The following is a 14,458-nucleotide window of genomic DNA, read 5'->3' on the forward strand; positions in this document are numbered from 1 at the left end:
GTTCCTCAACACCGTCGCGGTCAACGGTCTGATCATGGTCACCGAGCCGCTGATGGCCGTCCTCCTGCTCGACCACCTCGGGTACGCCCCGTGGCAGTACGGTCTCGTGTTCGCGTCCCCATGCGTCGGAGGCCTGATCGGCTCCCGCCTCGCCCGCCCCCTCGCGGCGCGCTTCGGACAGCACAGGGTGATGCGCACGGCCGGGGTGCTGCGTGCGTGCTGGCCGGTCGGGCTGGCGTTCGCCGGCCCCGGCGCGTCCGGAGCCGTCCTGATCGTCACCGTCCAGCTGGGGCTGGTGACGTGCTGCGGCCTGTTCAACCCGCTGCTGGCCACCTACCGCCTCGAACACACCGACCCCGGCAAGGTGGCCCGCACCCTCGCGGCGTGGTCAATCAGCAGCAGCGCGGTGATCGCGGCCCTGACCGCCGCGTGGGGCCTCCTGGCGGCCACCACCAGCCCCCGCACGGCGATCGCCACCGCGGGCGTCCTGCTGCTGGCGACCCCGTTGCTGCTGCCGCGACGGGAGGCGGCGGCGACGGAGACGGTACGGAAGGAGGAGGCCGAGGAGGGGGAGGAGGAGCGGTCGGTGAACGCCACATGACACCGCCGCGTCGCCTCGCACACCCGTAATTCGGTGGCACGTGCGGGCCGGTGTCTCCACGCTGGGGACCGTGGAAGAACCCAAGCATCAGATCCGGGCCAGGTACACGGACTCGACCGTCACCGTCTACCAGGCGTACGCCTCGCACATCGGTCTGCCCGCGGCCAGGGAGGGCCGGTTCCCGGCGGCGTGGCAGCGGGACCGGATGACCTGGATCAAGCCGTCGTTCCTGTGGATGATGTACCGCTGCGGGTGGGGCACCAAGGAGGGCCAGGAGACCGTCCTGGCCGTGGAGATCACCCGGCAGGGGTTCGAGTGGGCGGTGGCACACGCCTGCCTCTCCCACTACGAGCGGGGGCTCCACGCCGATCAGGCCGCGTGGAAGCGCCAGCTGAAGCAGGCCCCGGCACGCGTGCAGTGGGACCCCGAACGCGACCTGCGCCTCCAGCCGCTCGCCCACCGTTCACTCCAACTCGGCCTCTCGGGCGAAGCGGCACGCCTCTACGCCGACGAGTGGACGGTCTCCATCACGGACGTGACCCCGCTCGCCCGGACGGTCCACGCCCATGTACGGGACGGCGACCTGGAGGCGGCCCGCCGGCTCCTGCCCCCGGAGCGGCCCTACCCCATGGACGACGGGCTCCTGGCGCACTTGCGCGGGTGAGAAACGGCAGGCCCCGTGGGGCGGTATCAGTGGGTGGACGCTTCTGGAGTGGACGGCTGGGCGCCTGTTTGTATGGGCTCCGGACAAAACAGCAGGAGAGGGCGGACAGATGGTGTCCACGGGGAGCATTCTGGCGTTCGCGGCGATGTCGCTGCTGGTGATCGTGATTCCGGGGCCGAGCGTGTTGTTCGTGATCGGCAGGGCCCTGGCGCACGGCCGACGCGTGGCGCTCGCGACCGTCGTCGGCAACCTGCTCGGTTCGTATCTCCTGGTGGTCGCCGTCGCCTGGGGTCTCGGCGCGCTGGTGGAGAGTTCGGCCACGGTCTTCATGGGCGTGAAGCTGGCCGGGGCGGTGTACCTCGTCCACCTCGGCGTGCAGGCCTTCCGGCACCGCAAGGAGATGCGCGCCGCGGTCATGGCGGCCCCCGCGGGGGAGCGGCGCGGTGATCTGCGTACGGTCATGGACGGCGTTCTCGTCGGCGTCACCAACCCCAAGGGTGTGGTCTTCTTCGCCGCGGTACTGCCCCAGTTCGTGGACCACTCGGCCGGCCGTGTTCCCCTTCAGATGATGGTGCTGGGGCTGGTCCCGGTCGCCATCGGCATGATCACGGACACGCTGTGGGGCCTGGGCGCCGCCGCGGCCCGTTCCTGGTTCGCGCGCTCGGACCGTCGGCTGTCGATGGTGGGCGGGGCCGGCGGCCTCGCGATGATCGGCCTGGGTGTGACCGTGGCAGCCACGGGCCGTGCCGACTAGCGAGCGCGGCCGACCCCCTGCTGGTCCAGGTCCGGCACAGCAGAGTGCGGGCGGCATCAGCAAGGGGTCGGGGCCCGGGGGTTCGCCCCGGGCGGGGTTCAGACCTGGCCGCGCCACGCGCCCGTCTCGGCGCCGCGCGACTCGATGTACTCCTTGAAGCGCTTCAGGTCACCCGTCACCTGGCGCTTGACGAACCCGAGCTTGTCGCCGACCGTCTCGGCCATGCCCTCGGGGTCGAAGTCCATCTGGAGCATCACCTTGGTGGTCGTGTCGTCGATGCGGTGGAACGTCACCACACCGGCCTGACGCACGTCGCCGCCGACGGTGGTCCAGGCGACGCGCTCGTCGGGACGCTGTTCGGTGATCTCGGCGTCGAACTCCCGCTTCACACCGTCCACACTCGTTACCCAGTGGGTGAGGGTGGAGGTGCGCTGCTCGATGCGCTCGACGCCGTCCATGAACTGGGGGAAGGACTCGAACTGGGTCCACTGGTCGTACGCGGTGCGGACCGGGACGGCCACCTCGACGGACTGCTCTACCTGCGACATGCACTGCCTCCTGCGTCTCGGGTGGGTATCGGGGTCTTCTGCGGACAGCGGGTACCCCGCTCCCACGCGATCACTCGGTTTCCCCATGCCGGTTTCGCCGCCGCCATACGGGTACCTGCGGGAAGCCGCCCCTGGTGAAACCAGTGAGGAGGGACGGATCATGGAACCCACCCTCGGGACCGAGGCGCCGTCGGCGCAACATGTGCATGTCGTCCTCGGCGGCTGCTCACCCGGCGACGCCGAAGCGGTCCTCATGAGCCTGCACCGGTGGTACTCCTCCGAGCGGGGAGTCACGGCCCCTTCCACGCGGGACATCTCCGCGCACCCCACGGTGTGGACCGCGATGGTCGACACATCCCACCGCTCCGGCGACGTGGAGCCGGTGGCGCTGGGCGAGAGTGTCACCGTCAACATGCAGGGCGGCCCCGGGCCGGTGGGGCGGCTGCGCGACACCTTCGCGCTGGCCTTCGCGGTGAGCGACGACGGTACGGCGTCGGGCGACCAGGAAGTGGATGTGCAGCTCCATCTGCGCAGCCGCTGACCCGCCTCCCGCCTCCCGCGCGCCGCGCGACGCCGCCCGGCGCCACCGACTCAGGCCAGCAGGCTCTGGCTGGTGATCAGCTCGCGTACCGCGGCGAGCCCGCCCTCGGCGAAGGCCTTCTGCTGCCGGTCCGCACCCGTCCCCTCCCGCAGGAGCCGGTGGAGCAGGGCGTCGACTTCCCGGGTGTCGCCCAGCGCCTCCAGCGCCGGACCAATGTGCTTCATGAGCATGCACAGCACGTCACCGCAACTGCGCAGTTGTCCGTCGGGGGTGACCAGTTTGCCGGTCAGGCCGTCCCGGGCGGCACGCCACGTGGCGGCCTGCAGGAGCTCGCCCGGACACTCCGGAACGTCAAGCCCCTCCTTCTGCTCGCGGATCGCGGTGGCCACCAGCGCCCGGACGATGGCGGCGAGCAGCACCGCGTCGTCCGCCCGCAACTGGACGTCCAGGCAGCGCACTTCGACGGTCGGGTAGTTCTCGCTGAGCCGGGCGTGCCAGTACAGCTGGCCCCTGTCCATGACGGCCCCAGCCTCCTTGAGCGCCTGCGCGCGGCTCTCGTAGTCGTCGAGGTCGGTGAAACGGGGCGGCGGTCCGCTGACGGGCCAGCGGCTGAAGACGAGGGTGCGCCAGCTGGCGAATCCGGTCTCATGGCCGTACCACAACGGGGAGTTGACCGACATCGCGAGCAGGGTGGGCAGCCAGACGCGGATGCGGTTGAGGACCGCGACGCCCACCTCGCGGTCCGGTACCCCCACATGCACGTGCATACCGTTGATCAACTGCTCGTCGACCAGTTGCCCGGCGCTGATATGCATGGCCCGGTAGCGGGGGCGCTCGGTGACGGGCACGGGTGTCTCCCCCACGGCGGGAGCCGCTCCGACGGCGGCGAGGCGGCAGCCGAGGCTTTCGGCGGCGGACCCGAGCGCGTGCCGCAGACGCAGCAGATGACCGCCGACCTCCTCCAGTGCCTGACAGACCGGCGTGGCGACCTCGACCTGGGCCTGGAGCAGCTCGGGCTGGACCTCGTCCTCGTCCACGGTCTTTCCCAGACCGGCGGCGGCACGTACGCCTTCGGAGCGCGCGACCGGCAGCCCGGTGGTGGGATGCACCAGGAGATACTCTTCTTCGACCCCAAACGTGAGCATGGCCTGCGAGTACCCGTGTCGCGCTGTGTGAACCGTACGCACACCGAGTCCGCTCCGGAGGGGAACCCACCGTTTCGCGCCCGGCTGCCGGGTATCCGCCTGTCATGACTTTGCGCAACACAGAACTGGCCGCCGGCCGAGACCTGGCTGTCGGCGTGGCTCCCTTCGTCGTCGGTGTACTTCTCGTGGCGCTGCTCATCGCCCTGGTGTGGCGTGGGCAGCGCAGGCGCCGGGCCCGGGTGCCCCGGCAGGAGGAGCAGCCAAGGCTTCCCGAGTCCGGGCCCGTGGGCGAGGTCGTCGAGCGCCGCGAGCCGGACGAGGTGCCCCATGACGGCGACCGCCTGAAGCCGCACGGGCTGCACGGATTCGGTAACTCCGGCACCCGGCGGGCGGGGTCCCAGCAGGAACCCTCGACGGACGACCGCGATCGGTGACACGCGCTGAGGGAATCGTCGACGGGCGCGGCCGGGTCGTCGGCGCGTGAGGCGGGCGCTTCCGGGCGGCCCGCGCCGGGGCTTTCGGCGTCGATCGCCGGACTGGCCCGTTCCGCACGTTATCCGGTGGGCGGTCCGGGGCACCCGGCGGCCGACAGACCCATGCGCCGCACACCGAAGTGAAGGGAACGGACATGACCACCGCACGCGACATCATGACGCCCGGCGCCGAGTGCGCCTCGGCGAAGGAGTCCGTCCTGGAGGCGGCCGTCAAGCTCACCGAGCTCGGCGTGGGCGCGCTGCCCATCTGCGGCAGCGACAACCGACTGAAGGGCGTGATCACCGACCGTGACATCGTCGTCAAGGTGCTGGGCGCGGGCAAGGACCCCGCCGCGACGACGGCAGGGGACCTCGCCCAGGGCGAGGCCGTCACCATCGGCGCCGACGACGACGTGGACGAGATCTTCCGGACCATGAGGACCCACCAGGTCCGTCGGCTGCCCGTCATCGACGGCCACACCCTGGTCGGCATGGTCGCCCTGGCGGACGTAGCGCGCTCGCTGCCGTCGCCGGAGGTCGGCGACCTCCTCGAAGCGCTGTCGACCGGCTGAGGCCGAGGCACGCACAGACGCACCAACACGAAAGGACCGAGCAGACATGCGGATCGCATTTCTCGTCGCGCCCGAGGGCGTGGAGCAGAAGGAGCTGACCGAGCCGTGGCAGGCGGTGGACGCCGCGGGCGGCACGCCCGTGCTGGTCTCCACCGAGAAGGGGGAGATCCAGGCGTTCAACCACCTCGACAAGGCGGATACGTTCCCCGTCGACGAGGTCGTCGGTGAGGCGGACGCGGCGGAGTTCGACGGACTCGTCCTCGCGGGCGGCGTCGCCAACCCCGACTTCCTGCGGCTGGACGAGAAGGCCGTGGCGTTCACCAAGGCGTTCTTCGATCTGGGCAAGCCGGTCGCGGCGATCTGTCACGCCCCCTGGACGCTGGTGGAGGCCGATGTGGTGCGCGGCCGGGTCCTGACGTCCTGGCCGAGTCTGCGTACGGACATCCGCAACGCCGGCGGTGAATGGGTCGACGAAGAGGTGAAGGTCTGCGACCACGGGCCGAACGTCCTGATCACCAGCCGCAAGCCCGATGACCTGCCCGCCTTCTGCGAGGCGCTGACGATCGCGTTCGACAAGGCCGGGAGGACCGTTCGGTGACCGACCCCAAGCGGACACAGCGTGACGCCTTCCGGGCGCACGACCCGGCATCGGGCCCGCTCACCACCGACCAGGGAGTCGTCGTCGACCACACCGACGACTCCCTGCGGGTGGGCGAACGCGGACCCACCCTGCTGGAGGACTTCCACTTCCGGGAGAAGCTCACCCACTTCGACCACGAGCGGATACCGGAGCGCGTGGTGCACGCGCGCGGCGCCGGTGCCTACGGGTATTTCCAGCCGTACGAGTCGTGCGCGGACTTCACCCAGGCCGCGTTCCTGCAGGACCCCGACGTCAAGACACCCGTGTTCGTCCGGTTCTCGACCGTGCAGGGCCCGCGCGGATCGGCCGACACCGTACGGGACGTGCGCGGATTCGCCACGAAGTTCTATACCTCGCAGGGCAATTACGACCTGGTGGGCAACAACGTCCCGGTCTTCTTCATCCAGGACGGCATCAAGTTCCCGGACTTCGTCCACGCGCTGAAGCCCGAGCCGCACAACGAGATACCCACCGGCGCCTCCGCCCATGACACGCTGTGGGACTTCGTGTCGCTCCAGCCGGAGACGCTGCACGCCATCATGTGGCTGATGTCGGACCGGGCCATCCCGCGCAGCTACCGGATGATGCAGGGCTTCGGGGTGCACACCTTCCGTTTCGTCGACGCGAACGGCAAGGGCACCTTCGTCAAGTTCCACTGGAAGCCCAAGCTCGGCGTCCACTCGCTGGTATGGGACGAGGCCCAGGAGTGCCAGGGGCGCGACCCGGACTTCAACCGCCGCGACCTGTGGCAGGCGATCGAGGCGGGCGACTACCCCGAATGGGAGCTCGGTGTCCAACTCGTGCCGGAGGAGGACGAGTTCGCCTTCGACTTCGATCTGCTGGACGCCACGAAGCTCATCCCGGAGGAGCAGGTGCCCGTCCGCCCCATCGGACGGATGGTCCTGGACCGCAACCCCGAGAACTTCTTCGCCGAGACCGAGCAGGTCGCCTTCCACACGGCCAACGTGGTGCCCGGTATCGACTTCACCAACGACCCCCTGCTCCAGGCCCGGAACTTCTCCTATCTGGACACCCAGTTGCTGCGCCTGGGCGGCCCCAACTTCGCCCAGCTGCCGGTGAACCAGCCGCTCGCGCCCGTACGGACCAACCACCGCGACGGCCCGCACCAGGGCGTGGTCCACTCCGGCGCCACCAGCTACACCCCCAACTCGCTCGGCGGGGGCTGCCCCGCGGTCGCGGGCGGTCACGCCGACGCGTACCGGCACCACGCCGAACGCGTGGACGGCGAGAAGATCCGGCGCCGCAGCGCCAGCTTCCAGGACCACTACAGCCAGGCGGCACTGTTCTGGAACAGCATGAGCGCCTGGGAGAAGCAGCACATCATCGACGCCTTCCGTTTCGAACTCGGCAAGGTCGAGGCGATGAGCGTCCGCGCCCGCACGGTCGAAGTCCTAGCCTCGGTGGACGGCGCGCTGGCCCAAGCGGTGGCCGAGGGCATCGGTGTCCCCGCGCCACGCCAGGGCGCGGACCGGCACAAGGGGAGTTCCCCCGCGCTCAGTCTGGAGTCCCTGCGCGGCGAGGGCTCCATCAGCACCCGCCGGATCGCCCTGCTGGTGGCCGACGGGCTGGAGACGGAACACCTCGCGCCGATCCGTGAAGCACTCACCTCACAGGGCGCCGTCGTGGAGGCCATCGCCCCGCACGACGGGAAGATCACCGGCCTGGACGGCAGTGGTTACGTCGTCGACCGGGCCCTGCCGACCGTCGCCTCCGTGCTGTACGACGCGGTCCTGCTGCCGGACGGGCCGCCCGGTGACTCCCCGCTGCTGACCGAGGAGGCCGCCGTCCGCTTCGTCCGGGACGCCTACCGCCACGGCAAGCCGATCGGCGCCCTCGGCTCGGCGGTCGCCCTCCTGGACCGGCTGGGTATCACCACCGAGCAGGCCCAAGGTGTCGCCGCCGACCACGGTGTGGTCACGGATCCCACGGCCCGGCCCTCCGCCGACGGCGAGGAGTTCGCCGATCGCTTCATCCAGGCCATCGCCGCACACCGGCACTGGAACCGGCCGGCGCTGCTGCGCTGACCCGGCGGTTCCGTCCGGAACGGAACAGCCCCCCACGGCACCGCCGTGGGGGGCTGCTCACTGCCGGGGTCCGGCAGGTGCCTCACACCTTCCGCTGCCCGAGCGGGCGGGTCGCGGGGCCCTGGATGACCTTGCCGTCGGTGTCGAAGCGGGAGCCGTGGCACGGGCATTCCCAGGTGCGTTCCGCGCCGTTGAAGGCGACCAGGCAGCCCAGATGGGTGCAGCGCGCCGACACGGCGTGCGCTTCGCCCCGTTCGTCGCGGTAGACCGCGCACCGCTCGCCGTCCACGCGGACCACGGCACCACTGCCCGGTTCGATCTCGGAGACGTCCTTGACCTGCGGCGGGCGCAGCCGGTCGCCCACGAAGTGGCGGGCGACCTTCGCCTGGTGGTGGAGGAACTCGGGGGCCTGGCGTACGGCGCTGAGGAGGCGCGTCGGGTCGTACAGGCTGCTCCACGGCAGCGGGTCGCCGGTGATCTGCGAGGTGAGGAGGCGGCCGGCCATGATGCCGCCGCTCATGCCCCAGCCGCCGAACCCGGTGGCCACGTACGCGTGCGACGCCCGGGGGTGGAGGCGGCCGACCATGGGCACCTGGTCCGTGGGGTCCGTGTCCTGGGCCGCCCAGCGGTGGGTGATGGTGATGCCGGGGAAGTGCTGCCGCGCCCACTCGGCCAGCTTGTCGAACCGCGCGGGGGTGTCCTCGGCGCCCGGGGTGAAGCTCTCGCCGGTGACGATCAGCAGCCGCCGGCCGTCCTCGTAGGGCGCGGTCCGTACCGAGCGGGTGTTCAGCTCGGGTGTGATGTACATACCCTGCGGGTCCCGGTCGGCGGGGATCGGTGCGGCGACGACCAGTTCGCGGTGGATGGCCAGGCGGGTGAAGAGCAGGGCCCGGTCGAAGATGGGGTAGTGGGTGGCCACGACGACATCGCGGGCCGTCACGGTCACTCCGGTATCGGTGGTCACACGGCAGGGCTCGCCCTCGTCCAGGCCGGTGACGGTGGTGTGTTCGTAGATCTTCCCGCCGTGGGCGAGCAGGTCGTCGACGAGTGCCAGGAGGTATTTGCGCGGGTGGAACTGGACCTGGTCCGCCAGCCGCACGGCGCCCGCGACGGGATACGGCAACCCGGTCTCCCGCACGAACTCGGCGGGCAGCCCCGCTGCCCGGGCCGCCTCCGCCTCAGCGCGGAGCTCCCCCGTACGGCTGGTGTCACGCAGATAGGTGTAGGCGGGGACGCGTTCCCAGTCGCAGTCGATGCCCAGGTCCTCCACCACGGCGGCGGCGTGCTCCAGGGCGTCGGTCTGCGACCGCGCGTACAGATGCGCGGCCTCCGCGTCACGGGTGCGGGTCAGTTGGACGTACGAAAGGCTGTGCAGGGCGGTGAGTTTGGCCGTGGTGTGGCCGGTGACGCCCTGTGCGATCCGGCCGGCTTCGACGACGACCACGCTGCGGCCGGCGCGGGCGAGCTCGCGCGCCGCGCTCAGACCGGCGATACCCGCTCCGACGACCACCACATCGGCTTGGGTGTCCGTGTCCAGGGGTGGGTACGGAGTGCCGCCGGGAGCGGTCTCGATCCAATACGATCCCCCTGTTGCCCGCGTCTCGTTCATGCGCACCGGGTGCCCGCCGGGGCTCCGTCGACACCTCGGGGAAACGTCCGTCCGGGGGAGGCCTCACCGGGGATCCGGCCGCGGTGCGCGGCGGGGCGGGACGCCAGGGCGTCCCACCCCGGGCCGGGATGCCGGTCAGTGTCCGAGTGCACGCTTGAGCTGGGCCTTGTCCATGCTGGAGCGGCCGTGCACGTTGCGGCGCTGGGCCTCGGCGTAGAGCTGGTCGTACGTCGGTCCCTGTGAGCCGCTGTGGGAGCGCTGGCCGCCGCGCTTGGAGGACGACATGTCCTGGGTGGAACTCTTGCTGGCGGTCTTGGACTCACCGGAGCGGGCGCGCTCCTTGTTGACGGTCCTGGCGGCGATCTCCTTGGCGCGCTTACCGCCCTCGCCGCGCTGCTCGGCGCTCTCTTTGATGTGCTCGTACTGGCGTTCCCGCTTGGGACTGGAACCGCGAGGCATGTCGACTCCTTGACTTGGGTGGATGACTCCGTGTTCACCATCTGCTCTTGGGGGTCACCCCGCAATCGAAGAGGGGCCGTAGGTGACATCGCGACGACCGGGCGGCGGGCGCGTCCGGTGCGGCCCGGCGGCGGTGCGGCGGCCCGCTCAGTGCTCGGCGCGCTTCTGCGCCTCGGTGTTCGGGGTGAGTGCGTCTCCGGCCTCGCCGTCCTCGTGGCCGTGGCGTCCGTGCTCGGACCCCTCCGGCTCGGTCGCGGCGTCCTCCAGCTCCCGCATGACCTCGCCCAGGGCGGTGTCCTTCTCGTCGGCGTCGCCGGTGGCGTGGTTCTTGTCCGCATGGGTGTGGTGACTCATGGATCTCTCTTTCGCTCACATGGGCTGTGGGGTGGGATCCGGAACGCGGCCGGTCTCCCTGCCCTGCTCGGGTGCCCGCCCCGGGAACGGTCACACGGTCCGGCTTTGGCTGTTCTGTCCTGTTCGGACCGGACCGGTGGGGTATGGGGGTTGCCGTCGGCGGCGGGTCGGCCGCTGGAGGTGCGCACCCTCGCAGCCCCCGCCGACGCGCGCGGCCTTGTGTTTGCCCCTAGCTTGTTGCTGTCAGTAGTTCCATCGTCACGTAGGGAGTTCATGATGGCTGGCAAGGGCAAGATGGGGCAGGTCAAGGGCAAGGCGAAGGAGACCGCCGGCAAGGTCACGGGCAACGAGTCCATGAGGGCCCAGGGCAAGATGGACCAGGCGAAGGGCAAGGCGGGCGAGGCCGGCGCCGACATCGAGGACCGGGCGCGCAAGGCGGGGCAGCAGATGCCCGGCAGCAAGAAGTAACCGGCACGGCGACAGGCGGGCGGGCAGCCGCGGCGCTCGACGCGACGGCTGCCGCCCGCCCGCGTGCGTACGGGGGTACGGACCCCCGCCGTGCCCTCCGGGGCGCGCGGACCGTCCCACGCGCGCTCCGCTCCCACGCCCCTTCGCGCCGGGTGTCACAGGGGCGAGGACGGGTACCGGGGACGCAGAACGCGCGGTTCGGCACACCCGGCCGAGGCATGACATCCGGCCGAGGCACGACTTGGACACCCGGCGTCCGCCGCAGTGCGAAGGAAGTGGCCATGAGGACGAACGGACAGGACCCGCCGCCACGAGCCCGGGACACCGCTGCGCCCGCCGCCCCTCTCTCCGCCACGCAGGAGCCGGTCCGGCGCTCCGCGCCCGAGCCCCAGGAGCAGGAACTGCCGCGCGACCGCAGCCAGGCGATCCTGGAGGCCGCGAAACAGGTGGGTGCCATCCTGAAGCGGGCCGGGCACAAGTTCGCGCTGGCCGGAAGCGTCGCGGTCTACGCCCACGGCGGCAGCGGCAGGCTGCAGCACGACGCCGATTTCTGCGTCCTTCCCGAAGAGGCCGACGCCGTGGCGGCGTCCCTGCGCGCGGCGGGGCTGGCCGTGCGGCTGCCGCCGGAGGACTGGCTGCTGAAGACCAGTTGCTTCGGCCAGGACGTCGACATCATCTTCGAACTGGCCCACCGCCCGGTCACCGTGGACCTGCTGGCGCGTGCCGAGCTGCTCCCCGTCGACTCCGTGCACATGCCGGTGCTGTCGGCGACCGATGTGCTCGTCAGCCTGAACAGCGCCTTCTCCGAGCACCACTGCGACTTCGGCGCCGTGCTCCCGGTGGCCCGCTCGCTGCGCGAGAAGGTGGACTGGGACGACGTGCGGCGCCGCTGCGCGGACGAACCGATGCCCGCCGCCTTCCTGTTCCTGCTGGAACGGCTGAACGTCATCGAGCCCGAGCACCCCTCCGTCCCGCGGGAGCCGTCATGAGCCACCAGCCGGAGAGCCTGGAATACCGCGTGGCCCACTTCTCCGAGAAGCTGGCCGCGGGAGAGTGCGGCGAGCTGGGGGTGCGGGCCGAGGCCCGGGGCGGGACGGTCCTGCTGACCGGGACCGTGCCGTCCGTCCACAGCCGCGACGACATCCTCCGTATCGCCCGAGAAGAACTCGCGGACCTGCCCGTGCACTGCGACATCGTCGTCGCGGAGACGGGGCCGCCCATCCACGCGGAGGACCTCCCATGATCCGGATCGCGGCCGTCGGCGACATCCATATGAGCCCCGACAACGAGGGCTCGCTCCGCCCCGCCTTCGAGACACTGCCGGACTGCGCCGACGTGCTGCTGCTCGCGGGCGACCTCACCCGGCACGGGACGGCGGAGGAGGCGCGGGTCGTCGCGCGGGAGATCAAGGACCTGGCCGTCCCCGTCGTCGCCGTGCTGGGCAACCACGACCACCACGACGACCAGCCCGACCTGGTCACGGAGATCCTCAGAGACGCCGGAGCACACGTCCTGGAGGGCGAGGCGACGGTCGTCGGCAACGGCGACACCCGCATCGGCGTCGCCGGCACCAAGGGATTCGGCGGCGGCTTCGTCGGCCGGTGCGCCGGGGAGTTCGGCGAACCCATCATGAAGGAGTTCGTGCGCTACTCACGCCACCGCGCCGACACCCTGCGCACCGCGCTGGAGGAGCTGGCGGGGCGGGAGTGCGACGTACGTATCGCGCTGACGCACTTCTCTCCCGTGGCGGACACCCTGATCGGTGAACCCCCGGAGATCTATCCGTTCCTGGGCAGCTATCTGCTCGCCGAGGCCATCGACACGGCGGGCGCCGACCTCGCCGTCCACGGGCACGCCCACTCCGGTACGGAACACGGCCGCACCAGCGGGGGAGTACGGGTACGCAACGTGGCGCAGCCCGTGATCGGCGGGGCGTTCCACGTCTACTGCCTGCCCGGCCGGGACGGCGCGGACCCCGCCTCCGACGGGCCGGGGTCCGCCGCCGCGTCACCCGCGGGCTCGGCGGCGTAACGGGTCCTCGTCCGCCGACCGCGACCGGGCGGCGCGGTCATCCGAACAGGGCCGTGGCGGCCTTCTTGAGGGCGCCCGGCTGCTCGGGGCTGCGGGGAGCGTTCGCGCGGACCTCGATCATGCGCGCACCGATCTCCTGCAACTCCTTGCGGCCGAGAGCCGCCCGCACCTTGGGGAACCAGTCGCTCTCCTCCTCGTCCATGTGGTGGCTCACCGCCTCGATCAGAACGGTCGTCTTGGCGTCGAAGCGCTCGTCGTCGGGGCCCATGGCGTTCAGTTCGGCGCAGAGGACGTCGGCGACGTGGTGTTCCTCGAACGACTCCAGGATGTCGTCCTCCAGGTCGGGGACGAGGGAGCGCACCTTGGGGTACATGACCTGGTTCTCGATGTAGGTGTGGACGGTGAGGGCTTCCACGATCTTGTCGACGATGTTGTGCTTGGTGGCCTTCGCATCCTTACCCGCGGCCTGGAAGGCCCGGAACAGCCGGCGGATCTCCTTGTGGTCGTCCTTCAGAAGCACGATGGCGTCGGTGGACATGGTGGCTCCCTTCCCGTGTTGCCTTCTCACCAGCTTTGCTCAACAGAGGCCGCTTCGCCCACCGGTCCGTATTGGGGGCCCCGAACATGCATAGCCGCCCCGCCGACGGACATACGCTCCCCCGGAACAGGGGACGGGACCCGGTTTCCCGGGCCCGCGCCCCGTTCCTCCCGAAGGAGAACCCTTCGTTCCCCGAGGAGCGGAAGTCATGTCCACTCGCTGTAACAACCACCGGACGTATGACGACACCCCCCGCACCGACGAAGCCTTCGAACGGCTCGCCGCCCTGCCGGACGGAGCGGAACGCGCCGCCCTGCGCGAAGAGCTGGTCCGAGCGTGGCTGCCGCTCTCGGAACGGCTCGCCGGCCGCTACCGCGATCGGGGTGAAACCGTCGAGGACCTGCGCCAGACAGCCGCCGTGGGGCTGCTCAAGGCGGTCGACGGGTTCGATCCCTCCCACGGCACGGCCTTCATCGCGTACGCCGTGCCCACCATCACCGGCGAGATCAAGCGCCACTTCCGCGACCACATGTGGACCGTCCACGTACCGCGGCGCGTCCAGGAGCTGCGCAACCGCGTCCGCGAGGCCCGCCACGCGTTGCAGGACGCCGGGATCGGCGAACCCGGTGTCGCCGAGGTCGCCCGGTACACCGGACTGAGCGAGGCCGACGTCCGGGCCGGTCTGGAAGCTCTGCAGAGCTTCCGCGCCCTCTCCCTCGACGCGGAGCAGAGCGGCAACGAAAGCCCGTCCACCCTCGCCGACGCCATCGGCGCCGAGGACCCGGCGCTAGACACCCTCATCGACCGCGAGTCCGCCAAACCCGGACTGCACGCCCTGCCCGACCGTGAACGCAGGATCCTCTACCTCCGCTACTTCCAGGGCATGACCCAGAAGAACATCGGTCAGGAACTCGGCATCTCCCAGATGCACGTCTGCCGACTGCTCCGCCAGTGCTGCGAGCATCTGCGCGACGAGGCCCTGTACGCCGCGCCCGGCGAGGCCGCGTGAGGATGTG

At 70.8% G+C, this 14,458-nt stretch carries 19 protein-coding genes; 13 read left to right on the forward strand and 6 right to left on the reverse strand.

The window, feature by feature from the left end; all coding sequences use genetic code 11:
• From ACJA3G_RS03775 to ACJA3G_RS03785, 3 genes are all read left to right on the forward strand, one after another.
• Positions 1-601: MFS transporter (locus tag ACJA3G_RS03775; RefSeq protein WP_406551413.1), on the forward strand; the 601-nt coding region annotated here is incomplete at its 5' end.
• Between the two features lie 70 nt (positions 602-671).
• Positions 672-1,265 carry a DUF4291 domain-containing protein gene (locus tag ACJA3G_RS03780; protein WP_406551414.1) on the forward strand — a complete coding sequence of 198 codons (594 nt, stop codon included), beginning with the start codon at positions 672-674 and terminating at the stop codon, positions 1,263-1,265.
• A 109-nt stretch (positions 1,266-1,374) separates the two neighbouring features.
• Positions 1,375-2,019, forward strand: a complete 645-nt coding sequence (locus ACJA3G_RS03785) for a LysE family translocator (RefSeq protein WP_406551415.1) — start codon at positions 1,375-1,377, stop codon at positions 2,017-2,019.
• Positions 2,020-2,117: 98 nt separating this feature from the next.
• Here the strand turns inward: ACJA3G_RS03785 and ACJA3G_RS03790 are convergent, their stop codons facing one another.
• Positions 2,118-2,567, reverse strand: a complete 450-nt coding sequence (locus ACJA3G_RS03790; RefSeq protein ID WP_406551416.1) for an SRPBCC family protein — start codon at positions 2,565-2,567, stop codon at positions 2,118-2,120.
• A 160-nt stretch (positions 2,568-2,727) separates the two neighbouring features.
• On the opposite strand from ACJA3G_RS03790, the gene ACJA3G_RS03795 reads away from it, so the two are divergent.
• On the forward strand, positions 2,728-3,108 hold the full coding sequence (locus ACJA3G_RS03795; RefSeq protein WP_406551417.1) for a hypothetical protein: 381 nt from the start codon (positions 2,728-2,730) through the stop codon (positions 3,106-3,108).
• Between the two features lie 50 nt (positions 3,109-3,158).
• Here the strand turns inward: ACJA3G_RS03795 and ACJA3G_RS03800 are convergent, their stop codons facing one another.
• On the reverse strand, positions 3,159-4,253 hold the full coding sequence (locus ACJA3G_RS03800) for a glutamate--cysteine ligase (RefSeq protein WP_406551418.1): 1,095 nt from the start codon (positions 4,251-4,253) through the stop codon (positions 3,159-3,161).
• 104 nt (positions 4,254-4,357) lie between these two features.
• On the opposite strand from ACJA3G_RS03800, the gene ACJA3G_RS03805 reads away from it, so the two are divergent.
• The 4 genes from ACJA3G_RS03805 to ACJA3G_RS03820 all read left to right on the forward strand — a co-directional run bounded on the left by ACJA3G_RS03805 (position 4,358) and on the right by ACJA3G_RS03820 (position 7,983).
• Complete coding sequence (locus tag ACJA3G_RS03805; RefSeq protein ID WP_406551419.1) at positions 4,358-4,687, forward strand: DUF6479 family protein; 330 nt, start codon at positions 4,358-4,360, stop codon at positions 4,685-4,687.
• A 194-nt stretch (positions 4,688-4,881) separates the two neighbouring features.
• Positions 4,882-5,298 carry a CBS domain-containing protein gene (locus ACJA3G_RS03810; RefSeq protein WP_406551420.1) on the forward strand — a complete coding sequence of 139 codons (417 nt, stop codon included), beginning with the start codon at positions 4,882-4,884 and terminating at the stop codon, positions 5,296-5,298.
• Positions 5,299-5,344: 46 nt separating this feature from the next.
• A complete protein-coding gene (locus ACJA3G_RS03815) occupies positions 5,345-5,896 on the forward strand; it encodes a type 1 glutamine amidotransferase domain-containing protein (protein WP_406551421.1) in 552 nt (183 codons plus the stop codon).
• Positions 5,893-7,983: a catalase gene (locus tag ACJA3G_RS03820; RefSeq protein ID WP_406551422.1), complete on the forward strand. Its 2,091-nt coding sequence runs from the start codon at positions 5,893-5,895 to the stop codon at positions 7,981-7,983. Before ACJA3G_RS03815 ends, ACJA3G_RS03820 begins: the two co-directional genes overlap by 4 nt.
• A gap of 82 nt (positions 7,984-8,065) precedes the next feature.
• On the opposite strand, the gene ACJA3G_RS03825 is transcribed toward ACJA3G_RS03820, so the two are convergent.
• The 3 genes from ACJA3G_RS03825 to ACJA3G_RS03835 all read right to left on the reverse strand — a co-directional run bounded on the left by ACJA3G_RS03825 (position 8,066) and on the right by ACJA3G_RS03835 (position 10,405).
• A complete protein-coding gene (locus ACJA3G_RS03825) occupies positions 8,066-9,592 on the reverse strand; it encodes an FAD-dependent oxidoreductase (RefSeq protein ID WP_406551423.1) in 1,527 nt (508 codons plus the stop codon).
• A gap of 135 nt (positions 9,593-9,727) precedes the next feature.
• A complete protein-coding gene (locus tag ACJA3G_RS03830; RefSeq protein WP_358830923.1) occupies positions 9,728-10,051 on the reverse strand; it encodes a plasmid stabilization protein in 324 nt (107 codons plus the stop codon).
• A gap of 147 nt (positions 10,052-10,198) precedes the next feature.
• On the reverse strand, positions 10,199-10,405 hold the full coding sequence (locus tag ACJA3G_RS03835) for a hypothetical protein (protein ID WP_406551424.1): 207 nt from the start codon (positions 10,403-10,405) through the stop codon (positions 10,199-10,201).
• Positions 10,406-10,678: 273 nt separating this feature from the next.
• Here ACJA3G_RS03835 and ACJA3G_RS03840 point away from each other — a divergent pair, with 273 nt between their 5' ends.
• The 4 genes from ACJA3G_RS03840 to ACJA3G_RS03855 all read left to right on the forward strand — a co-directional run bounded on the left by ACJA3G_RS03840 (position 10,679) and on the right by ACJA3G_RS03855 (position 12,904).
• Positions 10,679-10,873 (forward strand): CsbD family protein, encoded by a 195-nt coding sequence (locus ACJA3G_RS03840; protein WP_406551425.1) that lies wholly within the window; start codon positions 10,679-10,681, stop codon positions 10,871-10,873.
• 281 nt (positions 10,874-11,154) lie between these two features.
• Positions 11,155-11,862, forward strand: a complete 708-nt coding sequence (locus ACJA3G_RS03845) for a hypothetical protein (protein WP_406551426.1) — start codon at positions 11,155-11,157, stop codon at positions 11,860-11,862.
• The gene (locus ACJA3G_RS03850) at positions 11,859-12,116 is read left to right on the forward strand and encodes a hypothetical protein (protein WP_406551427.1); all 258 of its coding nucleotides are present in this window, start codon (positions 11,859-11,861) and stop codon (positions 12,114-12,116) included. Before ACJA3G_RS03845 ends, ACJA3G_RS03850 begins: the two co-directional genes overlap by 4 nt.
• The gene (locus tag ACJA3G_RS03855) at positions 12,113-12,904 is read left to right on the forward strand and encodes a metallophosphoesterase (RefSeq protein WP_406551428.1); all 792 of its coding nucleotides are present in this window, start codon (positions 12,113-12,115) and stop codon (positions 12,902-12,904) included. The genes ACJA3G_RS03850 and ACJA3G_RS03855 overlap by 4 nt, the downstream gene beginning before the upstream one ends.
• Before the next feature lie 37 nt (positions 12,905-12,941).
• Here the strand turns inward: ACJA3G_RS03855 and ACJA3G_RS03860 are convergent, their stop codons facing one another.
• Entirely contained in the window at positions 12,942-13,442 is a 501-nt protein-coding gene (locus tag ACJA3G_RS03860) for a hemerythrin domain-containing protein (RefSeq protein WP_406551429.1), read from the reverse strand.
• 208 nt (positions 13,443-13,650) lie between these two features.
• Here ACJA3G_RS03860 and ACJA3G_RS03865 point away from each other — a divergent pair, with 208 nt between their 5' ends.
• Positions 13,651-14,451 (forward strand): SigB/SigF/SigG family RNA polymerase sigma factor, encoded by an 801-nt coding sequence (locus tag ACJA3G_RS03865; protein ID WP_406551430.1) that lies wholly within the window; start codon positions 13,651-13,653, stop codon positions 14,449-14,451.
• The last annotated feature ends 7 nt before the right edge of the window (positions 14,452-14,458 follow it).

Source organism: Streptomyces sp. YS-3, assembly GCF_045257485.1.
GTDB lineage: Bacteria > Actinomycetota > Actinomycetes > Streptomycetales > Streptomycetaceae > Streptomyces.

What these genes read in the sequence shown, in the direction of transcription:
- ACJA3G_RS03790 (WP_406551416.1), bottom strand. Translation starts at nt 2,567, where the DNA reads ATGTCGCAGGTAGAGCAGTCCGTCGAGGTGGCCGTCCCGGTCCGCACC.
- ACJA3G_RS03795 (WP_406551417.1), top strand. Translation starts at nt 2,728, where the DNA reads ATGGAACCCACCCTCGGGACCGAGGCGCCGTCGGCGCAACATGTGCAT.
- ACJA3G_RS03785 (WP_406551415.1), top strand. Translation starts at nt 1,375, where the DNA reads ATGGTGTCCACGGGGAGCATTCTGGCGTTCGCGGCGATGTCGCTGCTG.
- ACJA3G_RS03810 (WP_406551420.1), top strand. Translation starts at nt 4,882, where the DNA reads ATGACCACCGCACGCGACATCATGACGCCCGGCGCCGAGTGCGCCTCG.
- ACJA3G_RS03805 (WP_406551419.1), top strand. Translation starts at nt 4,358, where the DNA reads ATGACTTTGCGCAACACAGAACTGGCCGCCGGCCGAGACCTGGCTGTC.
- ACJA3G_RS03850 (WP_406551427.1), top strand. Translation starts at nt 11,859, where the DNA reads ATGAGCCACCAGCCGGAGAGCCTGGAATACCGCGTGGCCCACTTCTCC.
- ACJA3G_RS03865 (WP_406551430.1), top strand. Translation starts at nt 13,651, where the DNA reads ATGTCCACTCGCTGTAACAACCACCGGACGTATGACGACACCCCCCGC.
- ACJA3G_RS03825 (WP_406551423.1), bottom strand. Translation starts at nt 9,592, where the DNA reads ATGAACGAGACGCGGGCAACAGGGGGATCGTATTGGATCGAGACCGCT.
- ACJA3G_RS03855 (WP_406551428.1), top strand. Translation starts at nt 12,113, where the DNA reads ATGATCCGGATCGCGGCCGTCGGCGACATCCATATGAGCCCCGACAAC.
- ACJA3G_RS03840 (WP_406551425.1), top strand. Translation starts at nt 10,679, where the DNA reads ATGATGGCTGGCAAGGGCAAGATGGGGCAGGTCAAGGGCAAGGCGAAG.
- ACJA3G_RS03830 (WP_358830923.1), bottom strand. Translation starts at nt 10,051, where the DNA reads ATGCCTCGCGGTTCCAGTCCCAAGCGGGAACGCCAGTACGAGCACATC.
- ACJA3G_RS03800 (WP_406551418.1), bottom strand. Translation starts at nt 4,253, where the DNA reads ATGCTCACGTTTGGGGTCGAAGAAGAGTATCTCCTGGTGCATCCCACC.
- ACJA3G_RS03835 (WP_406551424.1), bottom strand. Translation starts at nt 10,405, where the DNA reads ATGAGTCACCACACCCATGCGGACAAGAACCACGCCACCGGCGACGCC.
- ACJA3G_RS03860 (WP_406551429.1), bottom strand. Translation starts at nt 13,442, where the DNA reads ATGTCCACCGACGCCATCGTGCTTCTGAAGGACGACCACAAGGAGATC.
- ACJA3G_RS03845 (WP_406551426.1), top strand. Translation starts at nt 11,155, where the DNA reads ATGAGGACGAACGGACAGGACCCGCCGCCACGAGCCCGGGACACCGCT.
- ACJA3G_RS03815 (WP_406551421.1), top strand. Translation starts at nt 5,345, where the DNA reads ATGCGGATCGCATTTCTCGTCGCGCCCGAGGGCGTGGAGCAGAAGGAG.